Origin of the sequence: Pseudorhodoplanes sp., assembly GCF_050250235.1 — a bacterium.
Classification (GTDB): domain Bacteria; phylum Pseudomonadota; class Alphaproteobacteria; order Rhizobiales; family Xanthobacteraceae; genus Pseudorhodoplanes.
Genome location: NZ_JBFWPA010000003.1, coordinates 43,763 through 66,998, shown reverse-complemented (window position 1 = coordinate 66,998; position 23,236 = coordinate 43,763). Strand labels below are relative to the sequence as shown.

General features: G+C 61.8%; 19 protein-coding genes. 1 reads left to right on the top strand and 18 read right to left on the bottom strand.

The features are described from left to right. Positions 1-3: 3 nt before the first annotated feature. The 17 genes from AB7F49_RS02570 to AB7F49_RS02490 form a co-directional block, all read right to left on the bottom strand. Positions 4-1,704, bottom strand: coding sequence for an asparagine synthase-related protein (locus tag AB7F49_RS02570; protein WP_428520003.1), 1,701 nt, complete (start codon positions 1,702-1,704; stop codon positions 4-6). Continuing rightward, positions 1,701-3,569 (bottom strand): asparagine synthase (glutamine-hydrolyzing), encoded by a 1,869-nt coding sequence (gene asnB, locus AB7F49_RS02565; protein WP_428520001.1) that lies wholly within the window; start codon positions 3,567-3,569, stop codon positions 1,701-1,703. Before asnB ends, AB7F49_RS02570 begins: the two co-directional genes overlap by 4 nt. Then, complete coding sequence (locus AB7F49_RS02560; RefSeq protein WP_428519999.1) at positions 3,569-5,113, bottom strand: hypothetical protein; 1,545 nt, start codon at positions 5,111-5,113, stop codon at positions 3,569-3,571. The genes asnB and AB7F49_RS02560 overlap by 1 nt, the downstream gene beginning before the upstream one ends. A gap of 7 nt (positions 5,114-5,120) precedes the next feature. Further along, entirely contained in the window at positions 5,121-5,882 is a 762-nt protein-coding gene (locus AB7F49_RS02555; protein WP_428519997.1) for a cytidylyltransferase domain-containing protein, read from the bottom strand. After that, positions 5,875-7,209 carry a DUF4910 domain-containing protein gene (locus AB7F49_RS02550; RefSeq protein WP_428519995.1) on the bottom strand — a complete coding sequence of 445 codons (1,335 nt, stop codon included), beginning with the start codon at positions 7,207-7,209 and terminating at the stop codon, positions 5,875-5,877. Before AB7F49_RS02550 ends, AB7F49_RS02555 begins: the two co-directional genes overlap by 8 nt. Then, positions 7,206-8,204, bottom strand: coding sequence for a sulfotransferase family protein (locus tag AB7F49_RS02545; protein WP_428519993.1), 999 nt, complete (start codon positions 8,202-8,204; stop codon positions 7,206-7,208). Before AB7F49_RS02545 ends, AB7F49_RS02550 begins: the two co-directional genes overlap by 4 nt. 21 nt (positions 8,205-8,225) lie before the next feature. Beyond that, positions 8,226-9,278: a pseudaminic acid synthase gene (gene pseI / locus AB7F49_RS02540; protein WP_428519991.1), complete on the bottom strand. Its 1,053-nt coding sequence runs from the start codon at positions 9,276-9,278 to the stop codon at positions 8,226-8,228. Beyond that, complete coding sequence (locus AB7F49_RS02535; RefSeq protein ID WP_428519989.1) at positions 9,275-10,051, bottom strand: class I SAM-dependent methyltransferase; 777 nt, start codon at positions 10,049-10,051, stop codon at positions 9,275-9,277. The genes pseI and AB7F49_RS02535 overlap by 4 nt, the downstream gene beginning before the upstream one ends. A gap of 44 nt (positions 10,052-10,095) precedes the next feature. Then, a complete protein-coding gene (gene pseG, locus AB7F49_RS02530; protein ID WP_428519987.1) occupies positions 10,096-11,145 on the bottom strand; it encodes a UDP-2,4-diacetamido-2,4,6-trideoxy-beta-L-altropyranose hydrolase in 1,050 nt (349 codons plus the stop codon). Next, positions 11,145-12,356 (bottom strand): UDP-4-amino-4,6-dideoxy-N-acetyl-beta-L-altrosamine transaminase, encoded by a 1,212-nt coding sequence (pseC, locus tag AB7F49_RS02525; RefSeq protein WP_428519985.1) that lies wholly within the window; start codon positions 12,354-12,356, stop codon positions 11,145-11,147. Before pseC ends, pseG begins: the two co-directional genes overlap by 1 nt. Positions 12,357-12,358: 2 nt before the next feature. Further along, on the bottom strand, positions 12,359-13,390 hold the full coding sequence (pseB, locus tag AB7F49_RS02520; RefSeq protein ID WP_428519983.1) for a UDP-N-acetylglucosamine 4,6-dehydratase (inverting): 1,032 nt from the start codon (positions 13,388-13,390) through the stop codon (positions 12,359-12,361). Between the two features lie 55 nt (positions 13,391-13,445). Continuing rightward, on the bottom strand, positions 13,446-15,296 hold the full coding sequence (locus tag AB7F49_RS02515) for an ABC transporter ATP-binding protein (RefSeq protein WP_428519981.1): 1,851 nt from the start codon (positions 15,294-15,296) through the stop codon (positions 13,446-13,448). A gap of 33 nt (positions 15,297-15,329) precedes the next feature. Then, on the bottom strand, positions 15,330-16,412 hold the full coding sequence (locus AB7F49_RS02510) for a sulfotransferase (protein WP_428519979.1): 1,083 nt from the start codon (positions 16,410-16,412) through the stop codon (positions 15,330-15,332). A gap of 92 nt (positions 16,413-16,504) precedes the next feature. Then, positions 16,505-18,073, bottom strand: a complete 1,569-nt coding sequence (locus AB7F49_RS02505; protein WP_428519977.1) for a hypothetical protein — start codon at positions 18,071-18,073, stop codon at positions 16,505-16,507. Between the two features lie 134 nt (positions 18,074-18,207). After that, on the bottom strand, positions 18,208-19,116 hold the full coding sequence (locus tag AB7F49_RS02500) for a sulfotransferase (RefSeq protein ID WP_428519975.1): 909 nt from the start codon (positions 19,114-19,116) through the stop codon (positions 18,208-18,210). Between the two features lie 13 nt (positions 19,117-19,129). Further along, a complete protein-coding gene (locus AB7F49_RS02495; RefSeq protein ID WP_428519973.1) occupies positions 19,130-20,035 on the bottom strand; it encodes a hypothetical protein in 906 nt (301 codons plus the stop codon). Positions 20,036-20,087: 52 nt separating this feature from the next. Beyond that, positions 20,088-21,212 carry a sulfotransferase gene (locus AB7F49_RS02490; RefSeq protein ID WP_428519971.1) on the bottom strand — a complete coding sequence of 375 codons (1,125 nt, stop codon included), beginning with the start codon at positions 21,210-21,212 and terminating at the stop codon, positions 20,088-20,090. Positions 21,213-21,406: 194 nt separating this feature from the next. On the opposite strand from AB7F49_RS02490, the gene AB7F49_RS02485 reads away from it, so the two are divergent. Beyond that, a complete protein-coding gene (locus AB7F49_RS02485) occupies positions 21,407-22,321 on the top strand; it encodes a hypothetical protein (protein WP_428519969.1) in 915 nt (304 codons plus the stop codon). Here AB7F49_RS02485 and AB7F49_RS02480 read toward each other — a convergent pair. Next, positions 22,318-23,226: a sulfotransferase gene (locus AB7F49_RS02480; RefSeq protein ID WP_428519967.1), complete on the bottom strand. Its 909-nt coding sequence runs from the start codon at positions 23,224-23,226 to the stop codon at positions 22,318-22,320. The genes AB7F49_RS02485 and AB7F49_RS02480 overlap by 4 nt on opposite strands. Positions 23,227-23,236: the final 10 nt, after the last annotated feature.

Sequence of the window (23,236 nt, the reverse complement as noted above, 5' to 3'; positions counted from 1 at the left end):
CCGTCAGACCTGTGCCGAAAGGTGATCGAGCGCGACGCCGTGGCGAGCGAGATAGAGCTCCGCAAGCCAGGCAATGTGGTGACGCGCGCCCCGCGTATCACGCAGCACGCGCTGATAGGGCACACAGGCCGAGTTGCACGTCGCGTCCAGCCAGTACTGGAAATAGCGTCGCTCGAATCGGTGCCAGCGGTCTCGTCCGAACGGCGCGTGCAGCGCCTTGGCGGCGAGCCGAAGGGGAATGATCGAGAGCGGACGCACGGTCTTGCGGTTCACCGGCACGTCCTGCCAGACACCGCCCCAATTGGCTTTGGCCAGCATGCGCGCATAAAGGCCCTGGCCGATCTTTTCCGCAAGCGGAACGCCCTCCCAAAATCGCAGATAATCGTTGTCCCACAGCGGCAGTCGCCAGTCATGGCCGAGAAACTCGTAGATGCGCTGGCCAGTGATGACGTAGCGGCATTGCCGATCCTGGAATTCGGCGTATTCATAGAGCCCGTGATCGGAACGCGGGTCGCCAAGTGCGCCGCCCGCGCGCGCGATCGAACTGCGAAGAAGCGCCGAAATACGCGCGTTGTTGTCCGGCGTCGCAAGCGAGCGCCACAGCGAGAAATGCTTCTTCAGCAGCGCGTCGATGATGCGCTGCCAGCGCTCGTCATCTGAAAGCGCCGCGCCGGGCAGCCACATCGATTCCGGAACGTGATTGCCGGTGATGAAGTCACCGGAATTGCCGTTGACGATCACCGCATCGTCCGGAACATAGCCACTCGCCTTCAATTCCATCAGCGGCGCCATGTCCTGGACAAATGGTAGCGAGCAACCGTCGTCGGCAAAATCGACATAGCGCTCATAGTCGGTGCTCGCAAAGAACTCCCGCTGCTTGCCGATGGTCGCCGGCACGAAGGTCCACCGATATCCAAGCCTCTCCGCAATTGTCCGGCTCGCTCTTGCCTCGAAATTGCCGGCGCGGCCGTAGGTAAAGCAGCGGACATTCTTGTATCCGAGATGCTTCGCCGCGCTTGCGATGAGACGCGAGTCGCGGCCGGCGCTGAGCGGGATCACGAGGGTACGGCCCTCCAGATTGCCGAGCATGCGCTCGATCAGATGCAGGGTCAGGTCCTTCAGTTCGGATTCGAGGCTCTCGCTCGATGCCGGACGAACCTGCCACGGCCGGTAGATGTAATATCGATGACGCCTGATCGTGCCATCCTCGAAAAACGCGAGCTCTCCCGGAACCAGCAGCTGCATGCCGCGATAGAGTGCCGCGTCATCGATGGTATAACCGGCCATTCCGATCGCAAGCGCGGCATCCGGAGCGAGGTTCGCAGCGCCCAGCCCTGCACGCTGCCGCAGCCGGTCCGGCCGATCGTCGATCACCCAGCATCGATCGATCTTGGCCGCTGCAAGCGGAATGCTGCGCACCCAATCAACTGCTGCGAACGCCCAGCCGGGGCCGGTCGCGCAGATTGCGAAATGTCCGATAACCGACGCAAGCAGATCGCCCACAGCCGTTGCCGACGGACGCTCCTGCGCGAAACGTTGCGCAAGCGACGCGGCGTCAATGCCGTCGATCCGGCCCTTGAACCACACGGTCACGGCGCCCTGTGACGCGCAGCTCCATCCGTATTCCTCGCGGATGTTCACGGCGCAGCGGGCGTCGGCCAATGCGTTGCCCCGCTCAAACATCGCATCAGCAGCCGCCATCATGCGGGTGCCACAGCGTTTGTAGCCGGTTCGTGGACTGTGGTTGCCGCCGAGCCCGGCTTGGAGAGGCTGCGCAGCCACATTTCGATATTCACCAGCATCCACATCGAGGGGATGCCACGCCGCTCGCCAGCGCGAAAGCGCGCGACCACATTTGAGAGCGCCGCCGGCTCGGCATAGGCCCGCAGCCGCCCGTCCATATCGGTCAGGAGGTCGAGATAGCGTCCGAGCCCTTTCGGATCGGATAACCAGTCGTCGTACGGCAGCCACAGCCCGATCTTGCGGCGGTAGATCACGCGCTTGTCGAGGAATTTTTCCGCAATACGCTTGAGCAATGGCTTGGTCACGCCGCCGGGCGCGCGGATGTCGCGTGGTAGCCGGTTCGCGACCCTGGCAAGTGGCAGGTGCACGTAGGGGACGCGCGCTTCCACCGAAGCCGCCATCGACATCTTGTCCTGACGCACGAGGAGCGACTCCAGATAGGACACCTGGTCAATCGCGAACAGCCGGTCGCGGAAATCCCGGAAGCGTGCGCTGGTCGCCTCGCGCAGGCCAGGCGTCGGCACGAGGCCCGGAAACAGCGCCTGCATCGCATGGAAGTTGTGATAGACCGCCGAATAGACGGCCGAGTCACGGCCATCGAGCCGTTTCACGCCGAGAAATGGCCAGACCGGGGGGAGCATTCGCGACGGCAGGAAACGCGCAAGCAAGTCCTGACGCGCCAGATTGCGCCAGACGCCATAGCGCAGATATCCGCCGAACATTTCGTCGGCACCTTCGCCGGTCAGTGCCACCCTGGAGCCTTCGCGCATGCGGTCGCAGAGAAGCATCAGCGTAACGCAGCCGCCATGCGGCACCGGCCCCTCCATGTGCCGCACCGCGCGCGGCAGAGCGTCCGCGAATTCCATGCCGCCGATCCGGATCTCGTGGTGGTCGAGGCCATACCGCTCGACGACAAGCTGCCGGAATTCGCCCTCGTCGTAGGGATGGTCCCCGAGGCTGACCGCGTAAGACGCGACACGCCGGCCGGCCGCTTCACTGGCCATCGCGGCAACCAGACTGGAGTCGATCCCGCCCGAGAGCTGGAGCGTATAGCCGACATCGCTCATCAGATGCTGACGCACCGAGGTCTCGATCGCCTCCTCTGCGACCCGCGTCGCTTCGTCGGACGTGATTGCGTCCTCGACCTTCAGCGTTTCGAGCACATCGCAGAAGCGGTGGCGGGCGATTGATCCGTCCTGCAATGACACCGTCAGCAGCGTGCCACCCGGCACGCGCTCGATGTCGCGAACGTTGCTGAGGCTGCCCGCCGCCCATGTGAACGTGACCAGTTCCGCAAGCGCGGCTTCATCCGGCTGCGGATCGATCACCCGGAACAGCGGCCGCATTTCGCTCGCAATCCCGATTTGGTTGCCGCGCTGGCAGACATAGAGCGGCTTGATGCCGAAGGGATCGCGCGCGGCGAGTGCCACATTGAGTTTGCGGTCGACCAGTACGAAAGCATACATGCCCTCAAGCCGGTCCAGCACCCCCTCGCCCCAGTGCAGATACCCTTGCAGAATTGTCTCGGTATCTCCGCTGGTTCGGAAGCGTGCTCCCACAGCTTCCAGTTCCGCGCGCAGCTTGCGGAAATTATAGATCTCGCCGTTGAAAACCAGGGTGCAGCGCCCGGTTTCGTCGGTCATGGGTTGATCGGCGGCGCTGCCGGGATCCATGATCGCGAGCCTGCGGAATACCAGTGACCAGCCTGGCTCCGCCGCGCGTCCCGCGGAATCCGGCCCACGATGGAACAGGTCGCGATCCGCGCCCGCCAGGAGTGCCTCGGGGAAACTGCGTCCCGGCTGGAAGAAGGCTGCGAAACCGCACATCAGGCAGTCCCCGCGAGCAGGCATCGAAATGCCGACGGATCGGCAGGGCAGGCCTTTGCGAGAATGGCATCGCGCAGAGCGTGCTCATCGAGCTGCATTCGATGATCATCGTCATGCGACACCGGCAGAATGGTGGCGCGTTGCGCAAAAAGGCGCGCGATCTGCGGCGTCATGCGACCTGCACCCATGTCAAGATAGACGATTTGTGCATCGGTGCAGCACGCTTCCCATAACGCGGTCGTGGTCGGATAGTCGAAGACGAACACGTCGGCTTCCGCAAGCTGTACCTGAAAATTGCCGCGGCGCACCGGCACCAGCGCCTCGAGCGGATGCGGACGGCCGCCGAACAGGCCTTCCGGATGCGCCTGGCACACGAAATCGACCGGCAACGTGTTGAGAAATTCGGCGACCCGCATCTGCCAGTCGAGATGCACGGGGTCGGGCGGCAAGGCCGGCACCAGTTGACGAAAGCCCAGAAGCTGGGTCGGCGCGTAAACCACGCGCGGCTTCCCGGCACGCGGCTTGCTTGGTCGCCTCGGCGGCACGCGCCGGAAAACCGGATCACCCGTGCCGCCGGTGATCTGCACGGCGCTTGCACGCTTCATCATTTCCCGGCGGCAGATCGCCGCCGCGTCCTCTGTCGGCAATGTGAATTCCGACGACACCGACAATTCCAGCAGCTCGGTCATCCCGGCGGTTGCAACGAATTCGCGCGGCGTGCCGTGGTCGAAACGCCGCACATGCCCGCCTCGCCGCAGCACCTCGAGGCCAATGGCCCGCGGCGCATGCAGCCCCCCTGAACCGGTCCATATATCTTTCGGCAAGGAGGCCAGCCGCAACGCCGCCATATCCCGCGCAGCCTTGCCGAGATGCGCCAGCACAACCGCCCCGACCAATCGCATTGCGCGTTCACGATACGGCGCATCGAGCGATGCGGCGTCCACGATCAGGACGGCCAGCGCGCGGGACATATCCGCGACGTCGTGACTCTCCGTGGAGTTGAGGCGCGCCGTCCCGAGAATCGTTTCGGCATGGTGGAAGCCGACGCCCCGCCTCTCACGTCCAGCCACGTCACGCAGCAGCGGATTGTGACTGATCGCGACCGCTCCGGGCGCCAGCATCGCGCGCGGCATGCGCGACAGCGGCGTCCAGCTCCGCATCCGCGCGAGACGGCGCGCAAATGTCAAACCGAAGCTGGCCGACGGCAGCGTCGATTCGGCGCGCGCCGGCAGCGGCCCTTCCCCGGTCTGCAGATACTGTAGTTCGGCAGCGGCCCCGGCGATACCGAAGCCATCCTGCTCCGCGCGGCCGACAGCCAGAGCTGCGAGCACGATCGCGCGGCCATAGGCCAGTGCATTCGGCAGCGCCAGCAAGACCGCGTCGCGCATCAGCGGATCGTCGAGCGCCCCTGCGAATCCGAGCGCGTCACGGACCTGCTGCTCGCAGATCGCATTGGTTTGCGCGAGCGAAACCGGCCAACGCAGATTGCGCCGCCAGCCGGGCTGCGCCAGCGCGGTGTCGATATCGGCCGGAAGCACCGGCATGCTGACGTCAGCGCGCTGCAGCACGGGCGATCGCAGAGGCGCCTTCTGCCGCGGCGCGCAACTCGGGACGACTCTCGAACAGCGAAACGATGTCGGCGTAGGTGAAGTCCGGATTGCGCGGATACAGCGCGTCGTAGATGGCGGAGGCGAGCTGATAGTCCTGCTCGGTGTCGACGGTCAGCCTCCAGTTGCGGCGATCCGGTTTCGTATCGATCGTCACGGCGGGAAATCGATCGGGGCGTGTTCGGATATAGGGCGTGACGTGCTCGCGGTCGAACCGCTCCGTCGCATTCGCCTCAGCCTCGTAAAGCGCGTCCGCATCGAACACCTCGGTGTCGAAACCATGCGGATAGCCGAACTCCGGCGAGGTCCGCGCATAGCGGATGCCGCTCTGGCGCGCGTCCGTGTAGGCCGTCAGCACCATCGCGCTGACCTCGGGATCGAGCAGCGGGCAGTCCGAGGTGACGCGCATGACAGTCGTCGCACCAGTCGCACGCGCGGCATCCGCGTAACGCGACAGCACGTCGGCCTCGCTGCCGCGCACGATCGTCACGTCCATCCCGTCAAGGGCGGCAATCACCGGATCGTTCGCCATGCCTTCCGCAAGCGCAACAACGACACGATCCAATCCACCGATCCGAAGCACGCGCTCGATCATGCGCCGGATCAGCGGCGCGCCGGCGAGCGGCTTCATCACCTTGCCGGGCAGACGCGACGATGTCATGCGCGTCTGCACGATTGCAACGGCGGGCCGAGTGTCCTCAGCCACGAGCGGTCTCTTTTGAAACGGCGCGGCGCAAAATGCCAGCCTTCTCAGCGGCCAAGGCGGCCGGCCAGAGCTGATCGATGGCGATGCCGCTGCGCTCTGCGATCGACAACAGATCGTGGGACCCGTCAGATAGGTTGAGGACCCACATCATCGCCTGCACGCGATCGGCCTGATCGGCCGCACCGATTGTCGGATAGAGACCGCGACGGCCGAGTTGCGGCTCGCCATGGGGCAGAAGATTTTCAAACCTCTCGTTGCGCTCCAGCGCCCGGCAGATCGTCTCATAGGCGTCGATCGTGCCGCGCAAGGCTGCGAAATCGATCAGTGCCTTGTTGTCGAGCGAGGTGTGGTACTCAGGATACTCACCGTAGACGCCGCGGATCAGCGATCCGACCGGAAGATTGAACCCTGGCGAGCAATATTGCCGTTCGTCGCTGCCGGTGGGGGCGAAGTCCCGTACGCGGTACTCGAAGCCCATGGATTTCAGTGCATGCACCGCAGCCCGGTCAGCCAGCGTGTCGCCGCGGCGCGAACGCTTGTAGGTAAAATGGGTATCGAGCCCGCAGCAGGTGGCGACATAGCCGGCAACGAGATATTCGCGCAGGTGGTCGCCGCGCAGCGCCAGATAGGCGATGGCGCCGATGGTTTCCGGTGCAAACACGAAGCGATAGGTAAGCCGCCGCTGTGGCCAGGCAGCTAGCCTTCGGTACAGGAAAGCAGCGACCAGCGGCCCCGAAAGCTCGTTGTTGGCAAGCGACGGATGGCAGGTATAGGTCGAAATCAGGACCTCCGCGTTTTCGGAGCCGGGCAATACCGCTTCCGATATGGTCAGCGCGCCGTCCTTCAGTTCGGTATCGACCACGACCTCGTAATCGCCCTCGGGCAAAGCCGCGCGCTCGTTGTCGCTCAGGCAAAAGCCCCAACGTGGCTCGTAATAGCTCGTCACATAGGGAACCGCATCCGGCATATCGGGCCGGCTATGCAGGTGCGCCTCGAGTGCCGCGCGCGATAGCGCCCCGCGGAACGGCACCGAATAATTCACCAGCCGAAGGTTGTTCTCGGCCACATCCAGAATGCGCCGGCCATCCGGCGCAATCACGTAGGACTGCCGCACCAGCCATTCCTTCGGAACCGTCCAGTCGAAGACTCGGGTTCCGGAGGGCACCTCGATCCGTTGCAGCGGCAGATACTCGGAAAGAATGTCATGCGTTGCGCGGACGCCCGGCCCTGTAAGGGATCGCATCAGCGGCCACAATCGGTCGAACAGCACTTCGATCTGATCGACGCTGTCCAATCCAGACGCCGCAATCTGCGGCATCGCGCTCATCGCGAAACACCGTGGGCAAAGCGGTCGCTGTAGAAATAGGCATAATTCTGCCACTTGTAGAATTCCGCGGCAGCCCGCGCCTGTTCGCGATCGTCAAATGCTGGCCGATAGCCGAATTCCTCCATGTACTCACCAAGGTGAAATTCGATCACCTGCGCGTCCGCGGATGCAATGCGATCACGCCAACGCTCGACATTTCGGGAGCTCACGCCGAAAGTCGCAACCCCGTCGAATGCGTTCCCTCCCGTCGGCTGGCCTAGCAAGGACGGCTTGAGCAGCGATGGCGTGAACGCGACTCCGATAAAATCGGCGACCCTCCGCATCGATGTTTCCGGATCGGTCGCAATGTCCTCGAAGCGAAGCGTCAGGTAGCGCTGATCGCCAAACTGAGCACGGTTCGTTCGTGCCATGCGAAGGCCAGTGCCTACGCGATTCAGCAGGCTTGCAAGCGTGCGGTTGTGATCCTCACCCATGCGGCCGTAGTAGCCATCGACGCCGGCGGCGAGCGCGGCGAAATTGTCACGTGGATCGCGCACGACATGAATGAAGCGCGCATCTGGAAACCAGGTCAGCATCTCGGCGGCATAAATCTCGATGCTTGTTTCCTTGAATATTCCGAAGCGGGTCGACTCGATGCCGCGTCCGGTAACGGACTGAAACGCCGCCATCAGCCGGCCGATCAGGATATCGAGTCTCGCGAGATCGTCGTCGGCCAGGCCGTCGAAGAACATGCCAGCGACCGCGTCCACGTTCAGAAGCGCGGAATCCAGACGTTGTCGCAGATCGGAAAACAGGATGCGCTCCAGACGTGTGCGGCGCTCGGCAGGACCGTCGTGCTGGCGAATAAAGTCCGGGAAATACGCATAGAGCAGCACCAGGTCGACGGGATAAACCGCGAGCTGCGGATGGCCATCCAGCAGATTGGCCAACAGCGTCGTGCCTGACTTGCGGTGGCCGCAAATGAAGGCCAGTGGGCTATGCGTGGGTGAGTTCATGGGCGACGGGGCGCGGTTCGCCTATTTGGCGATCAGTTCCCACGAAAGCGGAGTTCCACGCTTCAGATCGCTGGCCGCGGCTTTTCCCAAGACCTCGTTGAGATGCCTTGGCGCCAGCCCGTAACCTGGCCGAATCGATCGAACATTGCGCGGTGTAAGTATTCCGCCCGACGCTACGTCCTCCACGACATACAGAGAGCGGCGAAACACCGCGAGGCCGTCTTCGGCCTTTGGCCGTTCGAAGCGGCCGTGTCCGCGCGCGGCGAACGCCACGTTACAGTCTTCCACCATGCGCGCGAATTCGCCGGGCTCAAGCGAGAAGGCGGCATCCGGCCCGCCGTCGGAGCGATCAAGGGTAATATGCTTTTCGATGATCGAGGCGCCGAGCGCGACCGCCGAAACCGCGGCCGCCGTGCCAAGCGTGTGATCGGAGAATCCGACCACAATGCCGAAGCTGTCGATCATGGCCGGAATGACACGCAAATTGCAGTTTCCAGGCTCCGTCGGATAGGTTGAAATGCAATGCAGAATGGCCGGATCCTGTCCGGCCGCCTTTTTCGCAGCCGCGATTGCGTCGGCAATCTCGTCGCGGCTTGCAAGGCCGGTCGAGATGATCACCGGCTTGCCGGTCGCGGCCGCGCGTTCGATCAGAGGCAAATCAACGGCCTCGAAAGAGGCGATCTTGTAGGCCGGGCAGCCCAAGTCTTCCAGAAAGTCGATGGCGGTGAAATCGAACGGGCTGGAAAACACCGGCATGCCGAGTTCGCGTGCCTTGTCGAAGATGGGCCTGTGCCAGTCCCACGGCGTGTGGGCTTCGTCATAAAGGTCATACAGCGTGCGGCCTTCCCAAAGGGTGCCTTCGACAGTAAAGCCGGGACCGTTGTGGTCGATGGTGATGGTATCCGCCGTGTAGGTCTGCAGTTTAACCGCATCGGCGCCCGCATCTTTCGCGGCAACGACGATCTCGAGCGCGCGCGACAGCTCGCCGTTATGATTGCCTGACATTTCGGCGATCATGTAGGGCGGATGATCCGATCCGACAGGGCGGCCGGCAATGGTGATGGAAGCGGTCACGGCCGGCGCTCTTTCTTAATGACGAACAGTTTGAGTGGTGCGTTGTCGCCCATCGAAGGCAATTGTCCCGCAATCTTGTTGATCTCGGCAAGATAGTCGGGCGCCTGCCCGGGGGGCGTCATCTTTGCATTGAAGACGCGCGAGACCACAAAATACAGGCTCGCGAAGCTGTCGATCTCGACCAGCCTGAGGTGCTTCGGCAGTCCGGCAAGGAACGCTTCCTGGTCCAGATAATGATTGTGCCAATGATATGGAATCGGCGTGAGGCCGACCGCCCCGCGCATCGCGTTCAACCGGTCCTGACCCTGCCTGGTGGATTCCACCAGCACGAGACGCCCACCGGGATCAAGGATGGCATCAATGTTGCGGACCGCCTGGAGTTGATGTTCCAGCGTCGGCAGATTGATAAGGCAGCGCACGGTAAATATCTGCGAGAAATGCCCGAGCGGTGCCATGTCCTTCATGATGTCGCCGACATCGACGGTGACTCTCCTGCGGTCGGCTTCGTCAAGCTCGGAAACGGTCTTCCTCGCCGCCTCGATCATGTCCTCGGCATAGTCGATGCCGACGACGCGCCCCCGCAGATGATCGAGCAGGCGAAGAATATCGGTTCCGTTGCCGCAGCCAATTTCCAGCGTGTCGGGCGCCGGGTCGAGATGCCGTTTCAGCGCACCAATTTCGAGATCCTTTGCAATCGGATCCGGCGTCGTGGCAGCCAGTCCGGTGCCGTGTTTGCGGGCCTGCTCGTTCCAGAATCCCTTGACGGCCGTCATCTGCTCCGCCGGATCGGCCGGCGCGGGAGTTGAACCATTCGCCATTACTGATTCACCGCTCTCTGCCTCGGTTTCGCGATCGCTGCGACGGCCTTGACCGCACGGAACGCACCTTCTCCGTCGCACAATGCTGCTGCCCGTATGCTCATCGTCCGACGACGCTCACTATCATCAAAGAGCGCGGTCAACGCGAGCGCAATATCCCGCACATCCAGTGAGCTGAGCCGATCGACAGCTCCGGCTGCGACCAGCGCATTCGCGAAATCTGCCTGATTGCCGGCGGTGACTGCGATCAGACTGGGCAAACCCACGCAGCAGCGCTCGAAACTGGTCTGTCCCGCAGCGCCGATCGCAATGTCGCTCGCGCTCACCAACGAAGCCATATCGGCGGTATCGACATGAAGCGTGGCAGGGACCCGCAGTTCCGCGATCAACGCACGCACGGCGGCAAGATGCGGGGCAACGCCACCGAGCACGACATCGACCGCGAGTGGAAGTCGGCTCGCCGCAACGCTGCGCAACACACGGGCTGTAACGTTTTGCGGGTCCGTCATCCCCATGCTGACAAGAAGCCGTCGCGGCGCAACCGGCTTCTCACGTCGCGCGAGTGCGGCCGCACGCGCCTTCGCGAATTGCGGCCGCAACAGCGCGTAACGCGGCCCAATCAGCAGCCGGCAGGCAGACGGCACGGCGGCGCGATAGGCGGTGTCGTTCGGCCGCGGCGTTGCATCCAACAGGATATCCGCGTCATGCCGCCGGCGCGGCTGATCGTCGAGGACGAGAATCCAGTCTGCGAAATCCCGGCAGCGTGTCTCGAAACTCGCGCTGCGCTCGTAATGGTCCACGATCAGGAGATCGCAATTCGTGCCCAGACCGTGTTGAATTTCGGATGGCTCATCGTCGATGGGCCCGGACAGCGGCAACAATCCGTGCGAACCCGCCTTCAGCGCCGGCACGGCCTCCAGCGTGCCATCACGAAACGCGAAACTGCAGCTCCAACCTTCATTCGTAAAGGCATCGGCGAGCGTCAGGCAGCGCTGAATGTGCCCGCCGCCGATCGCCGGGCTCGCATCCGCGCGGAACACAGCATGCATCAGGAAACGCGCCCCACGACCTTCGCCAGAGCATCAACGACCCGGTTGACATCACTGTCGGACATGTCGGGGAACAGCGGCAACGACAGCTCCCGCGCGTAATACGCGTCGGCTCCGGGCAGATTCAGATCACCGTAGCGGCGGCGATAATAGGGCTGGCGATGCACCGGGATGTAGTGCACCTGCGTGCCTACGCCCTGCTCCCGCAGCAGCTGCATCACAGCGGCGCGATCGATCCCGATCGCTTCGAAGTCAATCAGCACCGCATAGAGGTGCAGTCCCGGATTGCAACTCGGCACATGGGGCACCGGCCGGACCACCGGCGCGAGCTGCTCGAGCGCGCTGTCGTAACGCTCGGCGAGCACGCGGCGACGCGCGACCAGGCGATCAAGCTTCTTCAGCTGGCTCAGCCCGAGCGCACAATGCACGTCACTCAGCCGGTAGTTCGGCGCCGGCTCATGCATCTCGTGGTACCAGGGATTGGGTCGGCCGCTTGCGTCGAATGCGGCGACGCGCTCCAGGAATTCCTCCGGCCTGTGGGTGATCCCGTGGCTCCGCAATCTCCTCAGCCTTGCTGCAAGATCGGAGTCGTTGGTCGTCACCGCTCCGCCCTCGGCGGAGGTGATGGTCTTGACCGGATGAAAGGAAAAAATCGCCATTTTCGACTGCGTGCAGGCGCCGACCGGCACGTTCCTGCCGTTCTCTGTCACCGTCGTGCCGATCGCGTGCGCGGCGTCTTCCAGAAGCGTGACGCCATGCTTCTCCGCGACCGCATTCAGAGCCTTCATGTCGCAGGCCCATCCATTCAACTGTACGGGTATAGCAACCTTGACCCGGCGGGATCCGGCACGCCGCAATGCTTCCTCGAGATTTTCAGCCTCCATCAACCCCGTCTTTGGGTGCACATCGGAAAAAATGACTTCGGCACCCGTGAGTCGCATCGCGCTCGCGGTACCCATGAATGTCATCGACGGCACCACCACGTTGTCTTCGGGCGAAAGGTCGAGTGCCATCGCCATCATGTGCAGCGCCGCGGTTCCGCTGCTGCAGACGACCGACTCGCGCGCCCCGGTTACATCGCAGAGCATTCGCTCGAAGGCTTCGACCGCCGGCCCGGTGGTGAGGAAATCACTCCTCAACACGTCAATGACCGCATCGATGTCGTCCTGGTCGATGCTCTGCCGTCCGTAGCGCAGCATGGGAAGCGACATGATCAGTGCCTGCCTTCCGCCGCGAGGACGTCGCGAATTGCCTCGATCGAAAGAAACTCGGGATTGTCGTCGCTGCCGTAGCGGAAACTTTCCGCAACCGGATGGAAGCCGTTCGCCGCATGGCCTTTCTGTCGCCAACCGGCCGCGAAGGCCGGTTCGATAATGTAGCGGTCGTCGGCCTCAACGGTTGAACGTGCGTCGTCCTCGGTGATCATCAACTCATGCAGCTTTTCGCCCGGACGAATTCCGACGACGCGGCGAGGCTTGTTTGGGGCCATCGCTTCGGCAAGATCGACAATCCGGATACTCGGAATTTTCGGGACGAAAATCTCGCCTCCTTCCGCCATCTCGAGCGTCGAAAGCACGAAATTGACGCCCTGCTGCAGGGTGATCGAAAACCGGGTCATGCGAGCATCGGTGATCGGAAGGTCCGCCACGCCTTCGCGGATCAACCTCTCGAACAACGGCACGACGCTGCCCCGGGAGCCGATGACGTTGCCGTAACGAACCACGGAAAAAATCGTTCGGCGCGCCCCGGACAGATTGTTGGCCGCGACGAAAATCTTGTCGGAAGCCAGCTTGCTCGCGCCGTACAGGTTGATCGGACTCGCCGCCTTGTCGGTCGACAGGGCGATTACTTTCTTCACCTCGCCGCGCAACGCTGCGCGCACCACATTTTCAGCGCCGTGCACATTGGTATTGATGCACTCGAACGGATTGTATTCGGCGGTCGGCACCTGTTTCAGCGCCGCGGCATGGATCACGATGTCGATGTCGCGAAACGCCATCTCCAGCCGTCCGAGGTCGCGTACGTCGCCAATGAAATAACGCAAAGCAGGAAATTCAGCAGGCGAGAATCGCTGCGCCATCTCGTACTGCTTCAGTTCGTCGCGTGACAGGACGACGAGCCTTCTCAGCTTGTAGCGTTCGAGCAGTGTACGAACCATCTGCTGGCCGAACGATCCCGTACCGCCGGTGATCAACACCGACGCATTGTCGAGATCGGCACCGCCGTTCTTGAAGTCGCGCAACATGAAAGCCTTTGCGTGGTGAGTGTTTTGGAAGGCGGCGGAGCAAGAGAGGGGCGGTTCAGCCGCCACTCGCTGCCAGGCTGGGGGACGGCGCAATCGGATCGACGCTGCCACGCTGGATATTGTGTGCGTCTGCGTACCAACCGCCGGCGGCTATCAGGTCTTCATGAGTCCCGGACGCAGCCAGTCTGCCCTGGTTGAGCACAACGATATGATCGGCATCGGCCACCGTCGAAAGCCTGTGGGCGATCACAATAATCGTCAGCCGGGTCTCCAGCCGCAGCTGCCGCAGCGCGTCCCGGAACGCGGATTCGGCCTCCGCGTCGAGCGCGCTGGTTGGCTCGTCCAGGATCAGGATCGGCGCCCTGCGGACCAGTGCACGAGCAATGTCCAGTCGCTGGCGCTGGCCGCCCGACAAGCGCTTTCCGCCATCACCAAGCAAGGTGTCGAAGCCCTGAGGCAGTTTCTCGATGAAGGACAACGCTCCGGCGAGCCTCGCCGCCTCCCTCACCTCGGCGTCTGTCGCGTCTTCCTTGCCGTATCGAATATGTTCGGCCGCCGTGATGTTGAAGATTTGAGGTTGCTGCGGAACGAAGGCGATGCCGCTACGGACGCTCGGGACGGAAAACTCCTCGATCGGCACGCCGTCGAACAGAATTTCGCCGGACGACGGATCGCGAACACGCGGCAACAGATCGATAAATGTCGACTTGCCGGCACCGGAAGGGCCTACCAGCGCAGTCATTCGGTGCGCCGGAACCACCACGCTTATGTCGTTGAGCGCGGGAGTATCGCTTGTCGCATAGGTGAAGGAAACGGAGCGCAGTTCGATGCGGTCGTTCAGGTCGTCGAGCAGGCGGCTGCCACCCTTCGGTTCCCGCCGCTGTTCAATCCGAACCAGGTACTTGCTCAGTCCTTCCGCGGACGGCCACTTGCCGATAATCGTGCTGTAATTGGTGATGATGCCCCGGACGACCGGCATCAGCCGGGTCAGCACGATGACAAAGAGCCCAAGCCGGTCGAGACCGAGGCCGAGTACCTGCCCGCCCACGAAAATGACGATATACGCAAAGCCGATCGCGATGGGCTCCGGGATCAGTGTAACCTTGGCGGAAATCAGCTCCTGACTGACGGTCTGGTTGGTATGCCTCTCGCTGATCTCACCGAATGCCCTGGCTTCGGCGCGCTCGGTTCCCGACAGTCGGATCAGGCGTGTGCGCTGCAATCGTTCGATCATGAAGGTGGTCAGATCGAGGTTGGTCTTGGAAATCTGCCTTCCCGTGGTCTTCACCGATGTGAGAAGCCCTCGCATGAAGTAGCCAACCATGCCGATCAGTGCGAGGCACAGCACCGTCATCGGCGCCGAAAGCAGGAACAGGCCGGCGACATACACCGCCATCTGCAGCAGGATTCCGATAACACGCACAGCCGAGAACAAGGTCGCAAGCGCACGATTGAGTTCGACCGTCAGATTGCTGGACATTGCGCCGGTCTTTGCCTTGTCCTGCAGAGACGTTTCGGTCCGCAGAAAACCGATGAATGCGCGCTGACGGATCTCGTTCGCAAGCTTTCGTCGCGCCACGCCGTAGCTGACCACCGACCAATAGCTGCAGAGCTGCCGCAGACAGATGAAGATGAAACTGACGCTCAGCAGCAATCCGAGCGTGATCGGAATTCCCGTCATTTCCGAAAACTGTCGAATCAGGCGCCAGTGCGACCCGGTAAGCTTTTCGAAATCGACCGTACCTCCGATCTGCAGGATTTCGAAAACCGGCGCCAGCATCAGGATTCCGGACGCCTCAAGCACGATGCTGACGAGATTGACACCGAGCAGATAGGCCATCAGCCGCTTCGAAAACCCGAGCGTTCGGGAAATCCGGAAGAATGATCTGATTTTTCCGATTACCATTTCTGTTCCATGCGCCGGAGACCGGGACTCAGGTCAAGCTGCGCGGTCGAGGGCTGCCGCCTGATCGTAGAGCGACATGCATTGTGCCTCTATTGCTGCGCGCTCGTCGGGGGAGAGAAGCGCCTCCCGCTTCAGTGGCGCTCCAGAGACACCCTTGTCGCTCACCTCGAAGCTGGAATTCGCCACCATATTGCGCCCGTTGAAGGTCGGCTGGAGAAGCGCCGGGTCCCACGGGATATCGAGCTGAGTTGCGAGCGAACGAAGCGCTCCCTCGGTATTTCCGACGAGATGCTCGAACCTCAGAACAATCACCTTGTCGCCATAGCGCGACTTGTTTTCGAGAATCGAATTTGCCGACGACATCCAGAGCGCGAGCAGGCCCTGAACGTCATCCGGGTCTGATCGCTTGAGATTGCTGTTGTGATGTTTCGCCGACGGGTACCAGGTTCTGGGATCTCGGACGATCTGGATGAGGCGGCCATCCGGGTAGCAGCGAAAAAATTCCGACACGCTCAGCTCCCGCTGGGCGAAACGGGGTGCAAAGGCAGTGATCCACTTCTTCTGCGACAAATCACCCTGATAGTTGAGCCATGCGTTGAAATAGGCCGTGAAATAAAGATCGATGATTTCCCGCTGGCTGCGCGGAGGATTCGCGGCGAAGCTCGTTGTAAAGATTCGGTGGTGAAGTGCGGGAACGTTGAAGAATGGCAGGCGTTCGACGCTACGCTCGCCCTTGACATATCCCTTCCGCACAAACCGGACGTCCCGCGGCTCATAGAGCATCAGGAAACATTTCTCGGCGCCCAGTTCGGGCTCAAGCGGAGGCCAGTCTTCCGGTGTTGGATGTCCGATCTTCAGCTCGTTGGGGTAGGCCGCCAGCGCCGGATGACCATCGAAGAGCTGGCTGAGCAACGACCCGCCGGAGCGATGCACTTGCGAGATCAGCGCCAGCGGCCCCCGAACCGGCACGACATGGGCGAGAATGAAATCGCCGATGTCGTCAAGATTGGAGGTCCGCCCGCGCAGCGCGGACGCGAGTTCATCGGCCGGGCGCTGACCGTTCAACAGCCGTGTCAGCCGATTGTGGCGCGACCACTCAATCAACTGCGAATACATCATCAACTCCGGATTTTATGCAGTTTGCCGAAGGCGCGCGTCAAATGGACGGCTTGGCCGCCAATACGCCGTGCATTCGGCAAATATTGACTCTACGCGGAGCCATGCTTCCAAATCCCAAGTCCCGCATCGGCAGATCCGGCGGCGATCAGAATTGAGAACGCGTTCCACAGCCGCGCGATGTCCTCGGCGGAATCAAAATTCATCGAAAAGGTCGTGTCGTATTCGCCGTCGATCATATAGCCGAGGCTCGCTTCATGAGCAGCCTGGTCCGCTACTGCTGGTCGCGACAGCGACTGCAGAATCATGGGCCCGAGTTGCCTTGGCGTTTCGACCCGTATCGGCAGCCCCACTCCGTCATAGAAGGTGCAGTCGAGCGTCAGTACGCGGCGGCCATAGAGCAGACCCTCCCAGCCGGAAGAGCCGTTTTCAGTAACGATCAGATCCGCGTTACGCAGATACTTGAACTGGGAATCCTCACCATCCACCAGAACGATATTCGGAAGCTTTGCAAGATCGCGGTAATAGCTCGCCGGGCGATAGCCAAAATTGGACCGGTGTTCACGGACGATCAGCTTGTAGCCTGCGGGCAGATGGCTCGCCAGCAGACCGGCGGTATGCCGCTGATCGAACCACGGCGACGCCTGGAAGATCAATGGAATGTCCGCTTCCTTGTGCAGGGGGAAATAGATGTATTTCATCTCGGCCAGTTCCGCCTCCTCAAGTCGGCGCAGATATCCGCGCTGCAGCGGACCTGAGATCAGCGGCCGGTTGTACCGCACGAGCGAATTCGAAAAGCCCTTGCTCATTCTCCTGGCGGGCTCCTTCACGGTCTTCTTCAGAAGCCGGTAGTGCAACGTGAACCAGTTGATCGAACTTCGCTTTGCCTTCTTGCGCTCCTGGTATTTCACAATTCGGGGACCGGCCAGGAACTGCTGAATATGCGCCTTAGCCGCCTCACTGATAGGAGTCCTGGCCTGCTGCCGTTCTTTGGACCGCTGCAGGCCAAGAACATTGTAAAGCAGACGATCAGTTGTAAAATAGAAATGGTCGGACCGCATCTTCGACTTGCGCAGTGCGATGCAGGGAATGCCCCGGCCTTGAGCCGCGAGCCAGAGCGCCGATCGAAACGGATCGATGGCATCCAGCGTATAGACGACATCGGCTCGTGACTTCGCGAGAACGTCGTCAGCGATCGCAAATAGCCGCTGAAATATCTTCAGTGCGAGTCCGGTGTCGTGAAGCACACGCCGGGCCGTATCGTTTTCGCGCAGGCGCAGCACCGGATAGGCAAATCCATGACCGACGGACAATTCTCCCGCCAGCAGCAATTGGCCGACCGGCACACCGGCCGCCAATTCGGCCTGCCACAGGCGCCGCTCGAGGTCGGCGACCGCGTCGGGATCCTTCTCCCACTCGCCCTCGGGCAGCGTCTCGATATCAGGGCGGCGGAAGATCAATCCGGCGGGTGCCGCCAGATCGGAATAGTCGTTCTTCTCGCCATGGGAGGCGATGTTGATCTGCCAGCCGAGTTGCGCCTTCGCATATTCGAGCGGAGCAAGCGCATAACGAAAGCCGGCGCGTTTGCTCGGCAGCAAGGCAAGCACCCGCAGCCCGTTGAGGCTCCCAAGCGAACATTCGCGTGGCGTTGCATTCAGCATAGTCTCTTCGATCTGTTCTCGGCGCATCAAGGCGCAAACTCTGTCCCCGGTCACGGGCCGCAATCGCGCGCCGGCTGGTGGCGGATATCTGTGGGATAGTCAGGCCTGGGCGCGGCGCTCAGCCTGCGGTGGTCTTACAGCGGATAGCCGTGATCCTTCAGCGGCAAATGATACTCGCTTGCCAGCCTGCGGTTGTCCGCGACGTAATGGTCCCTGATCCGATCCATCCAGCGCGCCGGCAATTCCACCCTGGCGCGCTTTCCGCCTTCCAGATAGCTTCGCCAGGCATCACGGATTGGCGCAGGCAACAGCGCTCCGAAAGAAACGCGCGGGAAAAGCGAACTGCGGAACTTCGCATAGGCCTGCGTGCGGCCGCTCTTGCGCACGTTCTCGTGCTGGTTCAGCAGCAGCGGCACGCCAATTCCGGCATCGATTCCAACAAAGTCACACAGACGCCTGCCGAAACTGGCGGTGTCCTTTACCATCTCCTCGAACATGAAGACGCCGACATTGTCCCGTCCGACCACCCTGCCCCACGCGTCGGCCACCTCGCCAAACCGGAAGCCGAAGGCAAACCAGTCGGGCTGGCTATCGAGCCATGCTTCGGTATCGAGGAAGTTTGCCGAATTCGCCTTCTGCAGATAGAGCGACTCGATCAGTCGCAGCTGATGGCGCACGATCAGCACGACCCGTACCGGCCCCGCCATGTCGACGATTGCGCGCGGCAGGCGTGTCGCATCCGGTTCGCCATAAAGATAATAGCGAACCAGTTCCTCGCGCGAGAAAACCGGCAAGCGTCCGTTGGCGCCGCCAATCGCGTTCTGCCAATTCGCACGCAGAGCCTCGCGGTCGAGCGGCGCTCCGTCTTGCTCGCGTGAGTCGCAGTGGTCGTGGATTGCGCTCACGGCCTTGAGCGCTGCCTCGACCGGCTCCGGCTTGCCAAGGCTCAGCACACCGGGATGGCGCGCAAACAATGCCTTCTGCAGGGTGGTCGAGCCGGCTTTATTGGCTCCGATGTGAAAGACCGGCAATCTATCGGACATCGCGGAAAACCAATCACCCCTTGCGGAACTGCGCGCCCGCCAGAACGAGCTTGCGCAATTCGTCTTTCGGTTCCGCGATCAGGTCGAATAGCGGACTGCGACGGTCGCGGGCCTTGTGCGGCAACAGGAACGAAACCGTCAGCATCTTGCGTTCGCCCAGCGATGTCCTGCTGCCGAAATGCAGGCAATTCGAGGTATCCGCAATCACACCGGTTCCCGCAGCGCCGCCGAGGACGACCTGATCGGTGGGAGAGCAGATTTCGAACACCTTGTCGTCTGCGATGCGCCCGTCGTCACGATAATAGATTGCCTCGTAGTTCGTCGCCCGCCGCACCTTGCTTGAAACATCCGCCGGCAGAATGGTCAGCGGACCGCTGCTCGCATCGTGGTCGTCCAAATTGATGAACAGCTTGAGCAGTTTTCCTTCAGGCTTGTCGAGATGATAGAGCTGGCTGCCGAACTGACGCGTCTGCGGCGGTGTCAGCCAGATGCCGATCTCCTTGATCTGAGGCACCATGCCGTAATAGTCGGTTGCCATGTGCAGCAATGCATCGCTGAGCGCGAACTCGACCAGTGCCGGGTGATTGAGAAGGTCTTCCGGACGCTCGCATTGAATGAACGGGTTGCTCTTCTTTGCCTTTGCACCCTGCTTGCGCCGCTCTTCGATTACCGCACGCGCCGCCTCCATGGCCGCCTTGGTACCGGGTAGCGTATCCTTTCCGATCAACGCATAGCCGCGCTCCTTCGGAATAGTGCCTTGCCAAGGAGAGTCCTTCAGCACCTGCTCGGCAACCCGGCGGCGCTTCCCGATGTCGGACGCATTCCGAATTTCATCCACCGCATTGGCGATGGAATTGACGGCATTATAGGGAATGCCCGCGCCGAGAGCGTAATAGTAGAGCCTCGTTTCCATAGTCATGTCAGTTCCCCGCGTACCTTGGTCCTTGACGGCAATGTCCGATCGCCGCGCGTCAGCCAGACCGATCCAATGCGACAGCCTCGTGGTAGAGCTCCAGACAATTGCGCTCGATATACTGGCGCTCGGCGTCCGTCAGCAATTTCTCCCGCTGCAGAGGCGCGGTGACGATCCCCGCACCTGCAACCGGAAAACTTGAATTCGCTGTCATTTTACCACCGTTGAAAGTGGGCTCAAGGAGGATCGGGTCGTAGTCGATACCCAGTTCGCGTGCAAGAAAGCGCATCGTTCGGTCCGGCTGCGCGACCAGATTCTCGAACCCAAGCAGGATCACCCGTCCGCCGTGACGCCCCTTGTTCCGCAACGCCGACCGCGTGGATGACGTCCACGCCGCGAGCAGCCCCGAAATATCATCCGGGTCGATACCGGCGCGCCCATGGTTCTTGGCTGACGGAAGCCAGCCATGCGGATCGCGCACGATCTGAATCAGCCTCCCGTCAGGATAGCAGGCGAAGAATGACTCCACGCTCGCTTCATTGTCAGCAAATCGCGGAGCAAATCCCGAAAGCCAGCGCTTCGCGCCGAGGTCGCCCTGATAATTGAGCCAGGCGCGGAAATAGGCGGTGAAGAAAATGTCCAGAATCTCCCGCTGCGTCGTTGGAGGATATGTCGTGCAGAGCTTTGCGAAGATCTGCCGCTGCAAACGCGGCACGTTGAAGCAAGCCTGGCCGTCGCTGTCCTGTTCGCCCTTGGTATATCCGCGCTTGAGAAAGCGAATGGTGCGCGGCTCGAACAGCATCTGGAAATTGGCGTCGGCAACGAGTGCGGGGTCGATCGGCGGCCAGTCTTCCGGGGTCGGGTGCCCGATCTTGAGCTCGTGCGGGTGTGCCGCAATCGCCGGATGTCCGTCCAGCAACTGGCTCAGCAACGTTCCGCCGGATCGCTGCACCTGCGAAATCAGCACAAGAGGCATGCGATATGGCACGGCCTTGGCAACAAGAAATGCCTCGATGTCGCTCAGATTTGCGGTGTCGCCGGCCAGCGCGGCTTTCACCGTACCCGCCCGCTTCGACCCGCCGAGTGCTCGCAAGAAGTTGCGGCGCTTCTGCGGCTCGACCCAATCGAAAGCGCGGCGCGCGATCGGATTGTGGCGGGACCACTCGATCAGTTGACGATACATGCGCCGGCCGTTGATGGACTTTGCGCTGGATCAAAACCCGTTCGTTTCGATCTGGAACCCATCCAGCCTCGACCTTCGAGTTGAGACGGAACGGTTTTTGACATAGGAATATCGGACGCTTTAGACATAACCAACTTCGTCCAAGCTTTCCGCTGCCGGGATCGGCACAAGACCATAAACAAGGAGCATAGCCTATGTCCGTCATGGCCCTGTCGCGACAGCCCGGCGTCGAGCGATTGATCGAGCGGGTCCGGCGCACGGCGCGGTCGTTCCGCATGCGAGACGAACAGGCGGAGCGCCGTCGGCTTGTTTCCCGCCTTCCGCGCAAGCCGGAACTGAGCAACGTGATGGACCAAAAATCCGGCTATGCGATCCTGCCTGCCGGCAGCCTGGACGGCGTCGAGACCGCAGCTGCCTTCGCGCGCCAGTATCGCGACGAGCATCGTAACGACGTTGCCAAGAAGAAGGCCGACTACAATCCGACCATCCTTGAGGTGAAGTGCTACGAGGATGCGCCGGCGATCGTTGATTTCGTGCTGTCCGACAACGTGCTTCAGGTCGCCGCCGATTACCTCGGCGAAATCCCCGTCCTGATGGGCATCAAGCTCTGGTGCACGCCGCCGAACCAGGAGGCCGGAAAGCTCAAGGGAAGCCAGATGTATCATCGCGACGGGCAGCGCTGGCTGTTGCGGCGCGTCAAATATCTGATCAACATGGACCAGGTCGATTCCGAATGCGGCCCCTTTACCTTCCTGCCCGCAGACATTTCGGAACGTCTGTCCAACTCCATCGGCAGCATCAAGGAACAGGGCCGGGTCAAGGACGACGTGGTGTTCCGCACCGCCAAACCGACTGACACAATCTCGTTGATCGGACCGGCCGGAACGGCGGCTGCCGTCGATTCGTCGCGCTGCTTCCATTGCGGGGCGCGTGTGCAGAAGGGTGAGCGGCTGCTGCTGCAGTTTCATTTTCTGCCGCGAGCCGATGCCCTGCATGGCGGTGCACTGCGCAGGACGCCAGCGTTCACCGCGCGCTACGGAGACGATCCGATCCGCAATCTGGTGATGCCGCGCAGAAGCGAGCATTTCGTGGAACATCCCGACGACTAGACCGGATAGCCGTATTTTTCGACCGGGATTCCCCAGTCGCGCGCAAGCTTGCGATTGTCGTCGCGAAAATAGTCCTCCATTTTCGCAACGAAGGTCGCCGGCAATTCGATCCGCGCCTCACGTCCGCCCGCAACGAATTCGTTGAAGCTTCGCCGCATCGCCTCAGGCATCATGCGACCGATCGGAATATAGAGCCCGAATGCCTTGCGGATCTTCGAATAGGCAAGATAGCGCTGACTGACCCGCTGATTGCGGCGCTCACCCGCGATCAGGTCGGCGCCGTGCTGCGAATCCACGCCGATGAAGTCGCAGATACGACGTGCGAAACTCTTCGCGTCCGTTTTCATGTCCTCGAACGGGAAAATCGCGACATTGTCCCGGCCGAACGCTGCGACGAAGGACTGCGCGACCGTATGAAAGCGATATTGGTGCATCTCTTCCTGTCGCGCGTCGAGCCATTGCTGCGCCGGCTCGACATGCACGCCCTTTGCATGAAACAGGTACAGTGACTCGATCAGCCTGATCTGGTGGCGTGTCACGATTACGATACGCGCGGGTCCGACCACCGCGCGCAAGCGCTCCGGCAGGTTCGGGTCATCGGGCGCCGCGTAAAATTCCGGTTGCGTCAACGATTCCTTGGAGAATACGGGCACCAGTCCCGGGGCCACATCGGAAAGCGCCTCCTGCCAGAGCGCGCGGCTGCGTTCCGGATCGAACCGGATGCGCTTTCGTTCTTCCACATAACAGGAATCGCGCACCAACCTGATTGCCTCGGTCGAGCGCGGCTCCTCGCGCGGCTCGCCGAGATAGTCAATCTGCGGGTGCCGGCCGAACAGCGCGGCCTGAAGCGTGGTCGAGCCACATTTGTGGAACCCGACATGAAGAACAGGCAGGGTTGAGGACATGGCCATCACG